Here is a 17,752-nt window from a genome sequence, read left to right as displayed (position 1 = left end):
GAGGGAGCATGTACAAAATCATTCATGAAATATTTGATGGGTTTATTGTGACCTTAAAACACGCATTTCGTCCTAGAGACACTATTCAATATCCAGAGCAACGAAAAGCACGCAGTGAACGCTTTCGAGGTCGCATCGTGCTTACCAAAGATCCTGACGGACAAGAAAGGTGCGTTTCTTGCTATTTATGCTCATCGGTTTGTCCAGTCGATTGCATTGATATACAAGGCACTGAAGATGAAAATGAACGCCGATATCCTGCAAAATTCGATATTAATTTTAGTCGCTGTATTCTTTGTGGCCTGTGTGAAGAGGCTTGCCCAACCTTAGCTATTCAATTAACACAAGACTATGAGTTTTGTAGTGATAACCGAGAGAAACTCATCTATAACAAACAAGATTTACTCATTGATGGTACAGGGAAACATCCTGATTATAGTTTTTACCATCACGCAGGTGTGCCTATTAAAGGCAAAGACATTGGTGATAACCCTGATGAGCAGAAACCCGTGGATGTCTATACTAATTTACCCTAACCATAAAAAGTCAGTTTCCATGACAATGAAATAAAAACGAGCCATTTAGATAACTTTTACTTCTGGGAATATAAACAACATAACGGATGTGAATATGGAAAGCTCAATCTGGGATTTTATTTTTTACCTCAGCAGCGGCATTGCTCTTGGGACCTCCATCGCCATCATTTTTGTTAAACAAGCAATGCATGCCGCTGTATATCTCATCATTTCATTATTAGCCCTTGCTATCGACTTTTACTTGCTAGGCTCTCCTCTACTTGCCGTTTTACAAATTATCTTATACATCGGTGCTATCATGATCCTCTACGTGTTTTTTATTATGATAAACCCTCAAGATGATACAGCTTATATTCACAGGCCCCACCTCACTTTACCCATAATTCTATTATCTATTCTCATATTAGAAAGCTGCTATTTAATTCTTATAAGCCAACTCAATACACACAATATTCCCATTACAGCCTTAGACCCCAAAGTACTCGGTTTAGCCTTATTTGGTCATTATAAAATAGCCGTAGAAGTTGTTTCCAGTTTATTACTCGTTGCCTTAATTGCAGTGATGTATCTGGCTAAACCTTTCATTCCACCTAAATCTAAACTGAAATGAGGCAAAATAAATGAATCTTCCCATTTGTATCAGCCTATCTCTTTTATTATTTTTTATCGGCTTGAGCATTGTGCTGGTAAGAAAAGAACTGCTTTTTATTTTAATGGGAATTGAGATCATGTTTAACGGTGCTGCATTAGCCGCCATTATCGGTGCCCAACACTGGCAAGATCCTTTCGGGCAAGTCTTAACCCTCTTTATCATGATCATCGCAGGTGCTGAATTGGCAGTATCACTACTCATTGTGATGCACTGTTATCGAACACTAAAAATCAGCAATATTGATGACTTAAAACATCTGCATGATTAACTTATTTCATAATTAAGGGCATAAATATGAATAGTCTGATCGCCTTAATACCAGGGGCGCCCCTTATCGGCGCGGGCTTTATTATACTCTTAGGTCATCGTTTTTCTGCCCAAACTTGTGCTCGCATTGCTGCATTCATGGTATTCATTTCAGCCATATTGGTTATTTGCCTCTGGGGCACATTAATCAATCAGCCTCACGAAGTCAGCTTAAAAACCCCGTTGTTCCAACAATCATTATTTACTTGGATGTCATTGGGTAGCTGGCAAGTCAACTTAGTATTAACCGTTGATAAAATCAGCCTAATTATGATGACAGTTGCCAGTTGCGTGGGGTTTTTAATCCACCTCTTTTCTGTTCAATTTATGAAAGGTGAAACAGGCGAAAGACGCTACTTCTTTTATCTCAATCTATTTATTTTTGGCATGCTCAGTTTTGTTATGGCCCATGATCTCATTTTACTTTACCTAGGCTGGGAAATAATGGGGTTGTGCTCATATGCATTGGTTTCATTTTATTATCAAAAGTCCCATTATGCCTATTGTGGTCGAAAAGCATTTGTTGTCACGCGTATAGGTGATACCGCTTTAGCGATTGCCATTATGGTCATTTTTGCCCATTTTCACTCTATCGAACTGCCCATTATTAGCTCACTTGTTGGCGCGCAATACATCGCTCCCATCAATTTAACCTTAATAGGCTCATTGCTTATTTTAGCGGCCATAGCAAAATCAGCGCAATTTCCTTTACATGTATGGTTACCCGATGCCATGACTGGCCCAAGCACAGTCTCTGCACTCATTCATGCGGCCACTATGGTGACAGCAGGCGTCTATTTACTCATACGCTTCCATCCATTATTTGAACTCTTACCTGATTTACAAATTATAATTGCTTTTATTGGTTGTATTACCGCTTTTTTTGCAGCGTCAGCAGCACTCGCCCAAAACGATCTGAAAAAGATACTGGCTTACTCCACAATCAGTCAGATTGGTTACATGTTTGCCGCTGTTGGTGTAGGTGCATATGGTTTTGCCCTGTTTCATTTAATCGTCCACGCTTGTTTTAAAGCGCTCCTTTTCATGAGTAGCGGTGTCATTATTAAAGCCTTTAATGATCAACATGATATTCGTCAAATGGGTGGTTTAGGACACACAATGCCATTTATGCGTTATATTTACCTTATTGGCTCTTTAACCTTAGCAGCTTTACCTTTTATTACTGCCAGTTATTACAGCAAAGACCCCATCATTGCTGCCACTTATACTCAAGATTTTGGCTTTTACTTAACAACCCTTGCCCTCTTAGGCGCATTAATGACAGGCCTTTACTCAATGCGCATGTACTTAATAGTTTTTTCCGGCCAACCTCGCAGTGAGATACAAGTTACCCCATTCACTTTTAGTATGAAGGCCCCATTAGCTATCTTAGCTTTTCTCAGTATTACCATTGGCTTTATACAGACGCCTTGGAATTGGGGACCTGAGCTACTGATCCCTTGGCTCGCTAGCGATCTTGGTCTCCCTAAGCTTCCCCATGGAAATACTGAATTAGTCATTAATCTCTTAGGGATTGCAGCAAGTCTTATCGGCATTGCTCTTGCCTGCTATTTCACCCCCAAAGAACTCAAACATCAACAAGGCCTCGGCAATGTCACCTTTTTAAACCAAGCTTGGTATATCGATACATTATCCATGAAATGGATTGTTAGCCCGTATTATTATTTATGCCATTTGTGCCGAGTATTCATAGAGAAAATAATATTATTTAAAACAATAGAATTAAACATTGTAGGCGGATTAAATCAGGGACATCGCGCGTTAACTCACGCACAAGCTGGACTGATAACTCGCTATTTATATTTCATTTGCATTGGCGCCATTGGGCTGTTGGCTTACATTCTAATCACCCTTTACCCTATTTATGAATAAAGTAGAGAACTTAATATGTTAAATATCATTCTATTTCTCCCCTTTATCGCCGCCATTATTATTGCCATCTTTTGTCATCAGAAAAATGGCATCGCTAAAATAGCTTGTCTTAGTATTTGTATATTAACTTTTTGTTTTATTTTGAGTATTGGGCTTTCCCTCAAAGATATTATTTCAACCGTTTCAATTTCTCGCCCTTGGATCCAAAGCCTTGGGGTCACTTATCAACTCGCATTAGATGGTTTTAGCCTGATTATGATCTTAGTTTCAAGCTTCATTGCTATGATGTCTGTTATGGTTGCTTGGAAAAGCATTGAGCGTTGGGATAGCTTTGGTCCATTATTATTAATGAGTTTAAGTGGGTTATTGGGCGTTTTCCTTGCTCGAGATTTACTCCTATTTTATGTCTTTTGGGAAATCATGTTGATCCCGCTTTATTTCATGCTCACTCAATGGGGCAGTCAAAAAAGCGCTTATGCCGCAACAAGATTCTTAATTTATACCGTCAGTGCTTCTTTATTCATGCTCATCGGTATCCTATGTTTATACATTCAAGTTGGACGAGAAACCGGCGTATACAGTTTTGCGTTTAATCATTTATTAATCACACCTATTATCAACAATAGTTTATGGATTTTTCTGGCTCTACTGGTTGGCTTTGCAGTGAAAGTGCCTTTATTTCCTCTGCATTTATGGGCACCAGAAACCTATAAAAACGCCCATCCTGCCGTCACAATTTTACTCTCAGGAGCAATGGCTAATGCGGGCGTTTATGGCATTTTACGTATTTGTACCTATGTTTCTCCGTTAAGCCTTGCCACCTTATCTCACACAATGATGGGATTGAGCGCGATTGGTGCGATTTATACTGGCCTGATAGCTTATCAACAAAATAACCTTAGATCCGTTGCTGCCTATTCCAGTATTAGTCACATGAATTTAGCGGTTATGGCCATTTTTGCTATGCAGCTACAAGCCATTAATGGCTCTATTTTACAATTAGTCGCTCATGCACTTTCTATTACAGGTATTTTTGCTCTTGTCGCGATGCTATCCGTAAGAGGATTTGACGGTGATTTGAATAAAATGGGCGGTTTATTTAAACCCATGCCTAAATTAGGTGCAATGTTATTATTCTTCTTTGTGGCCAGCGCTGGGTTACCCGGGTTAGGGAATTTTGCTAGTGAAATTCTCATCCTCGTTGGAAGCTATCAAAGCTCACCTTTATGGGCCAGTTTAGCCGCTTTAAGTATTGTTATCAGTATTGCTTACTTTTTACGTTGCTATGAGCGGGCCATGTTAGGCCCCTATGCTGCACCATCCTCCAATAACGAAAATCAACAACAAGCCAAACTCAGTGATCTCAGTTGGCGAGAAATGATGCCTTTATCATTGCTTGTCGTTGCCGTTTTATGGTTAGGCATTTCTCCAGATACGTTTCTACAACCTCTTCATCACGCTGTTAATCATATTATTGATCACCATTTTCATGCATTAAGGGGAGGCTAACATGTATTTTCTCACGCACATTAATACGGCCAATATTAAACTTAATAATAAACGCCTTGTTACCCATTTTTTGCCTCTTATTTCCCCTAAGGAGGAATAGGCATGCCATTATCCGACTTACTGTACTTATCACCCTATATCACCTTAGGTTTAGGCGGGTTAGTCATTTTACTCACAGGGCTATTACCGGGCACCCATAAAGTACCACTGTTTTTTACAGCATTAACCTTCATATTGACCATTCTTTTATCTGCCCAACAACTCAACGCACAACACACTGTAGAGAACTTTGTTTTAATCAATCGATTTACTCAATCTTGCATTATCTTTTTTTGTGCAATAGGACTCATCACCTTATGGATGTCAGTAAATTCACTCTCTCTTTTACGTCAACTTGATGAAATATTTTACAGTTTACTGGTGTTTTGCGTATTAGGGATGAGCATTATACCCAGCAATAACCTTATCGCTTTTTTACTGGGTATTGAATTAGTCACTATTTCCAGTTTTTGTCTCTGTATTTGGTCACCTAATCGCTATGGCGCTATTGAGGCAGCAAGTAAGCTCACTATCATTGCTGGTGTTGCCTCGGCCTTTTTAATCATGGGCATTGCCATCACCTATTTAGGTGCGGGAAGTTTATTATTTTCAGAAATAGCCAACGGCATGAATAGTGACAAAGGCAATGACATCATTACATTTATAGGGTTAGCATTCATTATCATTGGAGTAGGTTTTGAACTGGCTATCGCCCCTTTTCATAATTGGCTAGCTGACTTTTATGAAGGTGCCCCGCTGCCCGTAGTCAGTTTTATTGGCACTATCGCTAAACTCGCCATTCTGGCATGGGCTTTACTGCTCCCATATTGGTTAGGTGAATCACTTTGGCAATATTTGTCGCCAATTCTCACTGCTATCGCTATTATCAGTATGATTTTTGGTACATTACTAGCATTAAAGCAAAGTAATATCAAACGCCTATTAGCCTACTCATCAATCAGTCATTTAGGAGTAATACTAATCCCATTAGCCTTTTATCAGTCCACCAGCTTCACCGTCGTGATCTATTACAGTGTGAGTTATACTTTAATGACATTTGCCGCTATCAGTATATTAAACAGTTTAGAAAACCATCAAAAGGTCATCACACGTGATAGACTTTCTGGAATCGGGAGACGCCAACCTATTGTTGGGCTTTGTATGACGCTAATCATTTTATCTTTAGCAGGGATCCCACCTCTAAGTGGTTTTTTTGCCAAGTTATTAGTATTACAAACCACACTCAATAATGGTCAATATGCTGTTGCCATTATCATTATTCTTAGTAGCGCTGCTGCATTATATTATTATTTAAAATTGATCCTTGTTATCTATCAACCTATTCAAAACAACGCTGAATTAAAGCTAGAGCGCCCGATTTTAAAACACTATCACTTGCTGTATTGGAGTAATCATATTTTCATTATTCTCACAACCATCATTGTCATTGCGCTTGGTATTTGGGCTCAACCTTTGATTAACTACGGAATGGGAATACGCTAACAACTCTCTTTATTAAATAGATAGAATAAGAAGCGACGATTAAGCCGCTTCTTATCAGTATTACAACGCCCCCCATAATTGAGCCGCAATAATAATCATCCCCGCAACACCAATCAAAAATAAGCCTATATTTCCACCAGATACCTGATAACCACTAACAACCTCCTTTCTCTGCTTCAATGCCATCAATATCGGTAAAAAGATAATCATAAAAACAAGTGGAATAGCGGCAAAGCCTAATACTGCCACAAAGCCATCAGGAATATATAAAGCACACAATAATGGAGGAATAAAAGTAATCAGCCAAGTTCGAACGCGATCAAGTAATGTATCATTTGCTCGAGTGAGTTCAGCAATAAAATCATATAAACTGAGTGTAACACCTAAAAACGAAGTGACTAATGCAAGATCGGCAAATAAAGCGATAAATTTACTGATCCATTCTTGATTTGCCATTTCTTGAAGCGCGCTCACCAAAGCAGGTAAAGAGCCAGCAAAGCCGTAAATTGCCTCGCCACCAACCGTACCTAAACTCACAGCAAGCCAAAGGATATAACACACTAAAGGCAAACTGGAACCAATAACTAATACTTTGCGTAACGCAATGGCATCCCCTTCTAGATACCTCACCAAAGTGGCAATACACACATGGAAACCAAAAGAAGTAAATACCACCGGGATTGCGGCCATCCAAATAGAAATATGAGCGTCTTCGGTCAACACTTCCATGGCCATTTTAGATGGACTCACCTCAGGTAATAACACGCCCACCATTACAACCAGTAGTATCACCATTAGTGAAAACAAAAATCGAGAGACTTTATCAACCCAAGCAACACCAAGTGCTGCGAACAAACCTAGGCACACAGTAAAAAGAATGACCGCTAACTGATTATCAAGCACGACATCAAACATCGTACGCGCTTTTAACACCAATAAAGATGAGCCTCCAGTTAAATAGGCCGCTGTTAACGCAAAAAGTAAACTTAAAAAAGATAAACCTTGAATAAATTGCCCTTTTTTTCCAAGTAACTTCCCCGTTATTGCATGAACATTATCCCCCACACCTGAGCGTAAATTAACTTCTAACATTAATAGGGAGGTATAAATCGATATTCCCCAAATAGCAACAAGTAATACTACTGCGGGAAACATTCCTAACGCCGCAGTGGCTAATGGCAAGGCTAACATTCCAGCCCCAATAGCCGTACCTGCCACTATCGCAATTGAACCTAATATTTTTAAATTCACAAGTTCATCCTGTTTATTATATTTTATCGTTATGGCATCAAGATAACCTAATCAAAAAAGCAAAAGCAAAATAAATCTATTCACCACTCCAGCAAGTCATTGACGTCAACATAAACTACCACCTTGCCCAGCCGCAAAACAAATAAGGTTTAACTAAAACACAAAGCAAAAACAAAAAAAAACATTAAAGTACCATTGCAGTAACCTAAATACCTAAATCATTTCGCCCCCCCATTGCATCCATTGATACTCATTGCACTTTACGCATATCACTTTATAATGCACAGCCTACTTCAGGGGAGTAGCTAACAATTTTTATGTATTAATTTCATAAAAATTGGGTCCGCATCAACATACTTGGCCACATGCCATGGTGCTGACAGCAAGTCTTATATCAGGACATTTCTGTTTGAGGCTTTCCAGCAAGACCTGAGTACAATAACCACACTTCGGGGTGGCGGTTTATTGTATTCAGCCGTTTTTGCCGCCCCTAAAGGATCACTATCTTGGAAGCGTTAATCACATCGACCTTCAGTATTGCCATTGCAGAAATTGGCGATAAAACCCAATTATTAGCTCTTATACTTGCCGCTCGATTCCACAATAAAACAGCCATTATTTTAGGCATGTTAATTGCCACACTGTTAAATCACGTTTTAGCCGCGTGGTTAGGTGAATGGTTAATGAGTTATATTAGCCCAACCACTGTCAAATATTTAGTTGCGGGCGCCTTGTTCTCATTAGCCTTATGGATATTAATTCCTGATAAAGTCGATACAAAAGACAGTAATTTATATAAATTTGGGCCATTTTTAGCAACATTTTGCTTATTTTTTCTTGCCGAGATGGGAGATAAAACACAAGTGGCAACTATGATACTCGCCGCTAAATATCAAAATTTAACCTTAGTGGTGGTAGGGAGCACATTAGGCATGATGATAGCTAATGTTCCTATGGTCTTTTTGGCACGATTCAGTAGCGAGAAACTCCCGATGCTATTGATCCATCGATTGTGCGCCATGTTATTTGTACTACAAGGTATTGCTACCCTATTATGGCCTTAGCTCGTCTAAACGATATAAGGGAAGTATTCACTTCCCTTATATGAGACATATTATTGCCAGTTACAAACCCAATGCACTTTTAATACGAGCGCCATAATCACTGTCTGCTTTTTCAAAATGGGCCAACATCTTCTGCTGCGTTTCAAGTGTGACTTGTGACAGCGTATCGGTAATCGTTGCCACTAAACGCGACTTTTCTTCTTCTGAAAAAATACGATACAAGTTACCCGCTTGTGTAAAATCATCTTGATCGTAACGACTATAACGATCGGCCTCACCTGCTAACCTTAAAGGTGGCTCAGCAAACTGTGTCGCATCTTTTAAGCCTGCTAATGAATTGGGTCCATAATTAGGACTATTATCACCACCTGTTTGATTGCCATTATAAGGACACTGGGTCCCCGCCATCGCGCCGCCACGTTGATGATGATCTGCTTTTGCCGCATGAGGACAATTAACGGGCAATTGATTGTAGTTAGCCCCAATGCGATAGCGCTGCGCATCAGCGTATGCAAATAGGCGAGCTTGCAACATTTTATCAGGTGAAGCGCCAACACCCGGTACCAAATTACTCGGAGCAAATGCAGCTTGTTCAACCTCTGCAAAATAATTCTCAGGCATTTTATTCAGCTCTAATTCACCAATTTCAATCAATGGGTAATCTTTATGAGGCCAAATTTTTGTTAAATCAAATGGGTTAATATGATAGGTATTTGCATCGGCTTCAGGCATGATTTGTACTTTAACAGCCCATTTAGGAAAATTACCATCACGAATAGCAGCAACCATATCTCGCTGAGAAGAATCAGGATCGATCCCCTTTAAAATATCAGCTTGCTCTCCGGTTAAATTCACCACTCCTTGTAAACTTTTAAAATGAAATTTCACCCAAAAGCGTTCACCGGATGCATTCCAGAATGAGAAAGTATGTGAACCATAACCATGCATTTGTCGGTAATTGGCAGGAATCCCCCGATCTGACATCAAAATAGTCACTTGATGTAGCGCTTCAGGGTTAAGCGACCAAAAATCCCACATGGCTTGTGGATCTTTTAAATTAGTTTCCGGGTTGCGTTTTTGCGTATGAATAAAGTCTGGGAATTTTATCCCATCTCTTAAAAAGAAAGTGGGAGTATTATTCCCGACAATATCATGGTTTCCCATTTGAGTATAAAAACGTAACGCAAATCCTCGAGGATCACGTTCAGCATCCGCCGACCCCATCTCTCCACCGACAGTAGAAAAACGAAGAAATGTAGCGGTTTTTTTACCAATGCCATTAAAATGCTCAGCAAGGGTATATTGGCTCAAATCCTTAGTTAATGTAAACACTCCGTATACCCCAGTCCCCTTGGCATGTACAACCCTTTCAGGGATCCGCTCTCGATTAAAGTGCGCCAATTTTTCAATTAAGTGCCAATCTTGCAGTAGTAGTGGACCACGCTCTCCTGCAGATAATGAGTTTTGATCATCTGCAATTGGTGCACCATTTTGTGCTGTTAAATAACCCTCTTGATCGTTGATCTTCATTATCTTAATCCTCATTAATTAATCGACTACAATAGTGAAAAAGCTGTGAATGAAAGCACTTTTACAGCACAATCCACTTTTATTTAGCGCTTAGGTATACGTGATTTACCGATAAACTAATACTAGTCGAATTAAATTAATTTTTATAACGATTAAATACAATCAAACTAATCGACTTAAGCTATTAAAAAAAACAAGACTAACACATAAAAAAAACGATTAAGAATCATAAAACCTACAATAAGACATAGACAAATTCCTTTCAATTCATTATCTGTTTAACTGATTTATATGCCATTTAAAATACTTCAAGACACAGAATTCATCTGGAATAAAAAGCCTTTTAGAACAGGCATCTTGAAGTATTACTAGAATAATTACATATCCCCATAATCTCGGCTAACTTGCGCCACTCTTATTCGATATGAGAAAAAAAGATCATTTTTACCTTTATCCTGTGCTTTACGATGTAAAACGTGGCTCCGCCATTGTTTAACAGCAGCTTCATTTTCCCAGAATGATAAAGATAAAAACTTATTTGGATCATTGATGCTTTGAAAGCGCTCTATAGAAATAAACCCTTGTATGTTAAGTAAATGACTTTTCAATTCTGCCGCAATACTAAAATATTCATCTTTACCTGCCTCATTAGACTGAACTTCAAAGATCACCGCAATCATCTCTTTTCTCCTGCACTTTTTAAGTATGTTTCAGGAGTAGTCATCAGGAATGTACGCTTTTCTTCCAAAATAAATTGTTCTTGCTGAACAAACAAAAAATTCTTACCACCTAATTCATCTTTTTTGAGACGCTCTCGATATTGTTCATAATCAGCCAAACTACTAAAACTAATCAAACCAAACGCCACATTATTTGTGCCTTCATGGGGTAAAAAATACCCGACTAATTCACCGCCACAATTTGGAATAATACTTCCCCAATTTTTTGCATACTGTTGAAATAATTTTATTTTAGTAGGATCAATCTTATACTCAATAAAACAAGTGATGGTCATCATCAGCCTTTCCTTCTTATTTGCGTTTTGACTTGTTATTTGTATGAAAAGAAGTATAAAACTCATAAAATCGTGATGCTTCGATAACCATCGAAGCATCACGATTTTATGTCAAAACGAATAATAGAAAGGAGAAGAAAGGAGAATGACGCCTAATATCGCTTATATCGCCGCACTCATAGGCGATCCAACACGCGCTAATATGCTAACGGCATTACTATCGGGTAAAGCCCTCACAGCCACTGAATTAGCTATAGAAGGTGAAATCAGTACCTCGACAGCAAGTCACCATTTAAATCAACTAATTGAAGGAAAATTGATTCGAGTCAGAAAACAGGGCCGACATCGATATTTTCAATTGTTTGATCACAATATTGCCGCGTTACTCAAACAACTCCTTAATATCAGTTCAGCTTTGTCACTCAATAAAGTAGCGACAGGTCCCAAGGATCCTCGATTAAAACAGGCAAGAGTGTGCTACGATCATCTGGCGGGGACATTAGGCGTCACCTTATACGACAGCTTAATACTCAACCAATATATCATTGAACAGGATAACAGTACGCAATTAACAAAAAGTGGGCGTCATTTTTTCGAAGCTATGGATAACGACATTTTTACCTCCAACACCAATCAGCGACCTCAATGTAAAACCTGCTTAGATTGGAGCGAAAGAAGAAGCCATATGGCAGGCCAACTAGGGAAGTGGATATTAACCGATTTACTCAATAAAAAGTGGGCTGTCAGAGACTTAGACTCAAGAGCCATTGAGTTCACGCCACAAGGACTCATTCAATTTTCAAAACGCTATGGCATCTAGTGCTTATCGGAATAAAAAGAGAAGGCATTAAGCCTTCTCAACTTTATTACTCATTACACTGACAATCGGCGTCTGACGCCCCCTAATAACGCTAAAAAAGCAATACCGATAAACTGTAAACTACCGCCATCATCTTCTTCTGCTTCAGGGGTTTTTTCTGGTATTTCAATACTGGTCACATCTGGATAATAAAGGTCAATCAAAAGAGGATCATGGTCTGATGAAGAATACACATTCGATGATTTTTCAAGCTCTCCGGTATATTGGCTCGAATATTCAAATAAACTCGACTCAGGCGCATTAATATGCCAGTTAATGACATTGACTACTCGTGTCGTTAGACTCTCATTACCTATGGCATGATCTAAACTCCCCACTTCACCATTGTAATTATATGAATAAGTCGATAAACCATTTTTCAGCGTATTAAGGTTAACCAATCCGTAACCTTTTTCAATTTCACGACCATGCTGTTCATATACATTCCCTTCCAAGGTTGTCCATGATGCCGTGCAAATAGGCTGCGCTGTCACAGAACTAGAAGTGGTTGAAGTGAGAGGGCAAGTCTGTGCATTTTCAGCACTACCAAAATCTAATTCTGATGCATCATAATCAGTTAATACTCTAAGAGGATCTTCCATACCATAACTGTTAAAATCACCGATTATCAGTAAATCATTCTCAATATTTTGTACTGACTCAGCTAATACCTTAGCCGCGGATACTCTAAATTCATTACAATGCCCTTGTAGATCACTGGGCTCTGTATATTCACTGTTATCAATCCAGTCTTCAAAACAAGCCGATCCTTTTGATTTAAAGTGATTCACCACAATCGTTAATGACTCTTCATTAATACTAAACGATTGCCCTAAGCTATAACGCTGAGACTTATCAAAAGCCGGGTTTAAATCAGGTTCCGCTTCAATCCCATTTTCAGGATCAGCTTGAATGCCGCGATCAGCTATTCCCTCAATCACATGTTGCTCTGGCATTTCAATCACAAACGCATCATCAAGGGGTGACATTTTCTCGGGTCGATATAAAAGCCCAACCATGATGGAGTCAGTACCTAAATAACGCCCTTGATATTTATCATTATCACTGATTTCAATAAACTGATAGGCTAATTCTTTTGGAAATTCTTTATTAAGGGCATTCAATAAATTTTGTAGCGCACTTTTATCACCAAATCCATTATTTTCAATTTCCATTAAACCAATAATATCGGCATTCATCTCCACTATGGCATTAACGATTTTACTGCGCTGTAATTTAAAGTCATGCTCTGTTTTAGCCCCTCGAATGTCACTCCCTTGAGTGGCATTTTCATCTCCACCAAAAGCAGAATTAAAAAAATTCAGCACATTAAAACTCGCCACACGGATATCGGCATTCTCAGCAAGTTCGGGCGCCGCGGCTCTGTCACTCAAGTGGGTTAAGTCACTCATCGCAATTGAATTGGTCACCACCAAGCGATATTCGCCGTCACTAAAAGTCACCATGCCTTCAAGGCCAGTGATACGATCGTTAGTGCGAATATAGCTCAATTCGGGGTCAAAATCGGTAAAATAAGGAATTATACCATCTGGGGCTGACAAGTCTGATTCAACAATTAATCGATTCGCTTTATTCTTAACTTCAAGGGCTATCGCCGAATTGGATAACGCAGAGTACACTTGTGTCGCTTTCACTAATGTCCCTTTATGGGATAACATTAAATTATTGCGCCCCACACTGCCATCATAACCAAAGTTACGTGACACGCGTAAATCACTCTGCTCATCAAGCGTAATCTTCATTCCCTCAACACGCTCAAGGGCCGTTGCCAAACTCTCTCCATCACTGACTGACAATAGCCTTGGTTCAGGCAAGGAAGTGCTCTCACCTATTTGCATTTTAGGCTCAATAGTTAAATCAATTTGAGTTAAGCCGTTATCCTCTTTTACTTTCCCCTGAACACACACTTGAATACCAGGTTGAATACTGTCTGGTGCGACACCACTTAAGGCCACAAAAATGCCATTTGAGCTAAATGGTGAATTAACGCCATTTATTTGTTGTAGGTAAAAGCCTTTTAACAATCCCTCACCTCGGGCCGTTACCACCCCTTTTACATAAAGTTCATTCTCTGAATAAAGCACCCCTGACTCGTCCCCTTCTATAGTGGCTAAAGGACTCACAGCCTCTGTTCCCTGAATATCATCGATGGATGTGATAACAGACTCAGTGCAATCAATTGCTTCGATTGCAACAGCATTAGTCACCCCTTGGCTGGCAAGGGATGCCTTACTTATGTCTGCTTGTGCCATACTTGGCAGCATCGCGGCAAGCGCCAACGACGTCATAGTCAATTTTGTTCTACAAACCATGTTATCAACCTTATTTATCAAACTTATTTATCAAACTGGCCAATTACGCATATCCCTATGATGAACACGTTAATGCACACATAAAATTCAGGTAAAAGACGAGCAAGAGGGATAGAAAAACACAACAAATAACAAATTAAAAACAAAAGTAACACAAAGTTACTTGCAAGATAAAGCCTCTTACCATTAATGAAATCAATAAATTAAAAGATAAACATAAAAAAGGGAGCCTAAGGCTCCCTCCTATCGAGATGTGATTAACTCAACACTACCTTGATTAATTATTCAACCAGTTTAAATAGTCTCTCCTTAAAGCTTGCCTATCTTTTTTCCCTGAAGGCGTTAATGGAAAACGCCGTATCATCTTAAACTGCTCAGGGATCATAAAGTTAGGTAACCTTTCTCTTAAATAATTTGATAACACATTACCGTTTATCCCCTCACCTTGAACGGTTATGAATGCGATAAGCTTCTTGGAATCAGCGATATTAACTTCCATAGTGCAGGATTCAACAACCCCTCTATAAGTTTGTAATACACTGTCTATTTCTCCCAACTCAATGCGAAAACCTCTAAGTTTAATCTGGTCGTCTTTTCTGCCTATATAGAACAAGTTCCCCTCATTTTCATACCGAACCAAATCACCTGTTTTATAATAAATAACGCCCCGACTATCTTGTACAAACTTTTCTTGGGTAAGTTTTTGGTTATTCCAATACCCTTTCGCTAAACCATGCCCAGATAAATACAATTCACCAGTGAAATAATTGGGGACTTCTCTACCATCACTATCACATACTTTCGCTCCAGTACCATTGATAGGAGAACCGATAAAAATTTTATTATTAATACAATCTTTAACCAAAAAAGCCGTTGAATAAGTGGTATCTTCACTTGGGCCATATAGGTTATATAAGCGTGTTGCTTCTGAATTTTCCATAATATTCTGAGCAAGAGATTTAGATAATGGCTCTCCAGCCAAATTGACCACTTTTAGCTTGTCCGGAAGGTCAATGAACCTAAGAACCTCATTCAACAAAGAAGGTACAGTGTTAATCAATGTAATTGGCAAAGTTTCGACGTCATCTATCAACTGCAATATATTACACGCAAAGTGGAATCTTCCACCGAGGCTCCAAGTGACTAAAATTTCAAATATGGATAAATCAAAGCATATTGAAGTGCTTGCATATACACATTGTAAATCACTACCTGAGTATGTTTGTCGAGCCCAATTTTGCAATGCGGTAACACCTTGATGAGAAATTACAACACCTTTTGGCCTACCTGTTGAACCTGAAGTATAAATAATATGTGAAGTGTCATCGCCGAAGATCGCAATGGGTTCAAAACTGAATTCGCTATTTGTCGTTTCAATTTCAGCTATATTTAGCCAATTAATCTGCTCTAAATCAGATACTATCTCTCCGTTATGAATCCCCAAGTGGACATCTGCATCCTCTAAAATATACCTATTCCTTTCCAACGGATAATCAGGGTCAAGAGGAACATATGCAGCACCAGATAGCAAGATCCCAAGCAGAGATATCGGTAACTCTGCTGTACGCGACATCATAATTGCAACCCTATGTCCCTTTCCAATACCAATAGACTGAATATACCCAGCAACTCGAGTCGCCTTCACTTTCACTTCCTCGTAGCTAAATTTTTCAGCTCCTACCGTCAGCGCTAAAATATCGGGGTAATGCTCAGCCATTTGAATAATTTGATGAGGCACGCTAATCCACTTATCTTCTAAGGTCAGTGCCACCTGAGCCTCAATGATAGGCTTACCTTTAACCAGTTGAACTTGATTTAAAAGAAGTCTCGGACATTCAGATACTTGCTCTGCCACATAAACCAATGTCGCGAAAAAACTCTCAACGGCATTTGCACTGTAAGCACACGCTCGATATTCAAACTCTATTATTGGGGAACGGGTTTCCAAATTCATCGTTATAGCAAAATCAAACTTCACCCCTTCATTTCTGCCTACGGCTAGATTTGAGTAGGGAACGTTTTGAGAAAGACTAAATAGCACTTCAGAAAGCCTCTCTTTACAATTCAATACCTGTTTAATTTTATCGTAAGAGAGCAATTGATGACAAAAGTCCTCAGTTAATTCCAGCTGTCTTTTTTTTATAAACGCTTCGAAACTATGAGTTTCCACCCATTGAGAAAACAAAGGGATCGTATTAGCAAAAAAACCAATACTGTCGATTTCGGTGTGATTAACTCTCTTAGCAACGGGTGTTAATAGAGTCACAAAATTACTTTGGCTTAAACGGCCTATCACCAGAGAAACAATACCCGACCAATAAGTAAACTCACTGACTCCTAGTGTTCTGGCCATTTCTCGACACCGAAGAACTAACTCAGTAGAAAGAGAAAAAGTAGAGTACGCGCTCGCTTTAGAGTCACTGGGGGTCGTTAGATATGGAACGACCGTTGTACCATCTACCAAATTAAATCGATTTTTCCAATATACAATCTGCTTACTAATTTCCAAATCATATTCTTGAGTTTGTTGCCATAAAGCATGGCGAATAAAACCGTCATCTGTGGAAAGTTGTTCACTTGCTAAAGCTTTATTTAACGCTTTCGTTAGCGTATCAATGGATTGTCCATCAATAGCAATATGATGGACATTAAGTACTAAAACAGATTCTTCGCCTTCAATTTTTACGAAATATATGTTGCAGACCCCTTTTTCCAGATCAACGGTTTCAATACTCAATCGCTGCTGCAAACAGCTCCATTCCAATGGATGAACTGAAATCTGACCAATATCAATCTCATCTGAGTCAAGTAACTGCTGTTTTATCTCACCTTGCTCTTCGATAAGTCTCATTCTTAGTGCAGGATGAGCTTGAATAACGTTACGAACTGCTTCTGTGAGTTGTTCAAATAATACGTCTGGCGGTAAAGTAAAGAATAACGGTACATTGTAACAGTTTGATTGTTCAAACATTTGAGTCAGGTATATTCGAGTTTGTTCATTAGTTAGAGGGAAGCTAGTACTATTTGAAAGTGGAACACTCAGGGGGACGCTATTGTCACTTTCACTACCATTTTCAACAGCTTTGGCTAAGTCCCTAAGGAACGGTCGTTTAAATATCAAGCTAAGCGGTAAATCAATGTGAAATCGTTCAAATATTAACAGTTGAATTTTCAATATTAACAGTGAATTACCACCCAATTGAAAAAAGTGGGAATCGGATTCAATAACGGTATCTTCACCCAAAACTTGTTTCCAAATACC

Annotated in this window: 14 protein-coding genes; 8 read left to right on the top strand and 6 right to left on the bottom strand. The window is 39.0% G+C overall.

Features of this window, described 5'->3' with window-relative positions; all coding sequences use genetic code 11:
• Positions 1-8: 8 nt before the first annotated feature.
• The 6 genes from nuoI to Q0976_RS02675 all read left to right on the top strand — a co-directional run bounded on the left by nuoI (position 9) and on the right by Q0976_RS02675 (position 6,438).
• Positions 9-536 (top strand): NADH-quinone oxidoreductase subunit NuoI, encoded by a 528-nt coding sequence (gene nuoI / locus Q0976_RS02700; protein ID WP_299490699.1) that lies wholly within the window; start codon positions 9-11, stop codon positions 534-536.
• Positions 537-630: 94 nt separating this feature from the next.
• Positions 631-1,146 carry an NADH-quinone oxidoreductase subunit J gene (locus tag Q0976_RS02695; RefSeq protein WP_299490695.1) on the top strand — a complete coding sequence of 172 codons (516 nt, stop codon included), beginning with the start codon at positions 631-633 and terminating at the stop codon, positions 1,144-1,146.
• Positions 1,147-1,156: 10 nt separating this feature from the next.
• Positions 1,157-1,456 carry an NADH-quinone oxidoreductase subunit NuoK gene (nuoK, locus tag Q0976_RS02690; RefSeq protein ID WP_299490692.1) on the top strand — a complete coding sequence of 100 codons (300 nt, stop codon included), beginning with the start codon at positions 1,157-1,159 and terminating at the stop codon, positions 1,454-1,456.
• A 26-nt stretch (positions 1,457-1,482) separates the two neighbouring features.
• On the top strand, positions 1,483-3,387 hold the full coding sequence (gene nuoL / locus Q0976_RS02685) for an NADH-quinone oxidoreductase subunit L (protein ID WP_299490690.1): 1,905 nt from the start codon (positions 1,483-1,485) through the stop codon (positions 3,385-3,387).
• Positions 3,388-3,402: 15 nt separating this feature from the next.
• Positions 3,403-4,896, top strand: coding sequence for an NADH-quinone oxidoreductase subunit M (locus Q0976_RS02680; protein ID WP_299490688.1), 1,494 nt, complete (start codon positions 3,403-3,405; stop codon positions 4,894-4,896).
• Between the two features lie 102 nt (positions 4,897-4,998).
• Positions 4,999-6,438 (top strand): NADH-quinone oxidoreductase subunit N, encoded by a 1,440-nt coding sequence (locus tag Q0976_RS02675; protein ID WP_299490686.1) that lies wholly within the window; start codon positions 4,999-5,001, stop codon positions 6,436-6,438.
• A 60-nt stretch (positions 6,439-6,498) separates the two neighbouring features.
• On the opposite strand, the gene Q0976_RS02670 is transcribed toward Q0976_RS02675, so the two are convergent.
• The gene (locus Q0976_RS02670; protein ID WP_299490685.1) at positions 6,499-7,689 is read right to left on the bottom strand and encodes an aromatic amino acid transport family protein; all 1,191 of its coding nucleotides are present in this window, start codon (positions 7,687-7,689) and stop codon (positions 6,499-6,501) included.
• Between the two features lie 506 nt (positions 7,690-8,195).
• Here Q0976_RS02670 and Q0976_RS02665 point away from each other — a divergent pair.
• Positions 8,196-8,753: a TMEM165/GDT1 family protein gene (locus Q0976_RS02665; protein ID WP_299490683.1), complete on the top strand. Its 558-nt coding sequence runs from the start codon at positions 8,196-8,198 to the stop codon at positions 8,751-8,753.
• A 60-nt stretch (positions 8,754-8,813) separates the two neighbouring features.
• Here Q0976_RS02665 and katB read toward each other — a convergent pair whose 3' ends face one another.
• The 3 genes from katB to Q0976_RS02650 all read right to left on the bottom strand — a co-directional run bounded on the left by katB (position 8,814) and on the right by Q0976_RS02650 (position 11,301).
• Positions 8,814-10,283, bottom strand: a complete 1,470-nt coding sequence (katB, locus tag Q0976_RS02660; protein WP_299490681.1) for a catalase KatB — start codon at positions 10,281-10,283, stop codon at positions 8,814-8,816.
• 377 nt (positions 10,284-10,660) lie between these two features.
• Complete coding sequence (locus tag Q0976_RS02655; protein WP_299490679.1) at positions 10,661-10,963, bottom strand: antibiotic biosynthesis monooxygenase; 303 nt, start codon at positions 10,961-10,963, stop codon at positions 10,661-10,663.
• Positions 10,960-11,301, bottom strand: coding sequence for an NIPSNAP family protein (locus tag Q0976_RS02650; RefSeq protein WP_299490677.1), 342 nt, complete (start codon positions 11,299-11,301; stop codon positions 10,960-10,962). The genes Q0976_RS02655 and Q0976_RS02650 overlap by 4 nt, the downstream gene beginning before the upstream one ends.
• Before the next feature lie 142 nt (positions 11,302-11,443).
• On the opposite strand from Q0976_RS02650, the gene Q0976_RS02645 reads away from it, so the two are divergent.
• Positions 11,444-12,118, top strand: a complete 675-nt coding sequence (locus Q0976_RS02645; RefSeq protein WP_299490675.1) for a helix-turn-helix transcriptional regulator — start codon at positions 11,444-11,446, stop codon at positions 12,116-12,118.
• A gap of 53 nt (positions 12,119-12,171) precedes the next feature.
• Here Q0976_RS02645 and Q0976_RS02640 read toward each other — a convergent pair whose 3' ends face one another.
• Together Q0976_RS02640 and Q0976_RS02635 are read right to left on the bottom strand one after the other, a co-directional pair.
• Entirely contained in the window at positions 12,172-14,490 is a 2,319-nt protein-coding gene (locus Q0976_RS02640; protein ID WP_299490674.1) for an ExeM/NucH family extracellular endonuclease, read from the bottom strand.
• A gap of 277 nt (positions 14,491-14,767) precedes the next feature.
• A partial coding sequence (locus Q0976_RS02635; protein ID WP_299490672.1) for an amino acid adenylation domain-containing protein occupies positions 14,768-17,752 on the bottom strand: 2,985 nt, incomplete at its 5' end.

It is taken from the genome of uncultured Shewanella sp., from assembly GCF_947501665.1.
Classification (GTDB): domain Bacteria; phylum Pseudomonadota; class Gammaproteobacteria; order Enterobacterales; family Shewanellaceae; genus Shewanella.
Note: the sequence above shows the minus strand (reverse complement) of the source record. Positions and strands in the feature narration are given on the sequence as shown.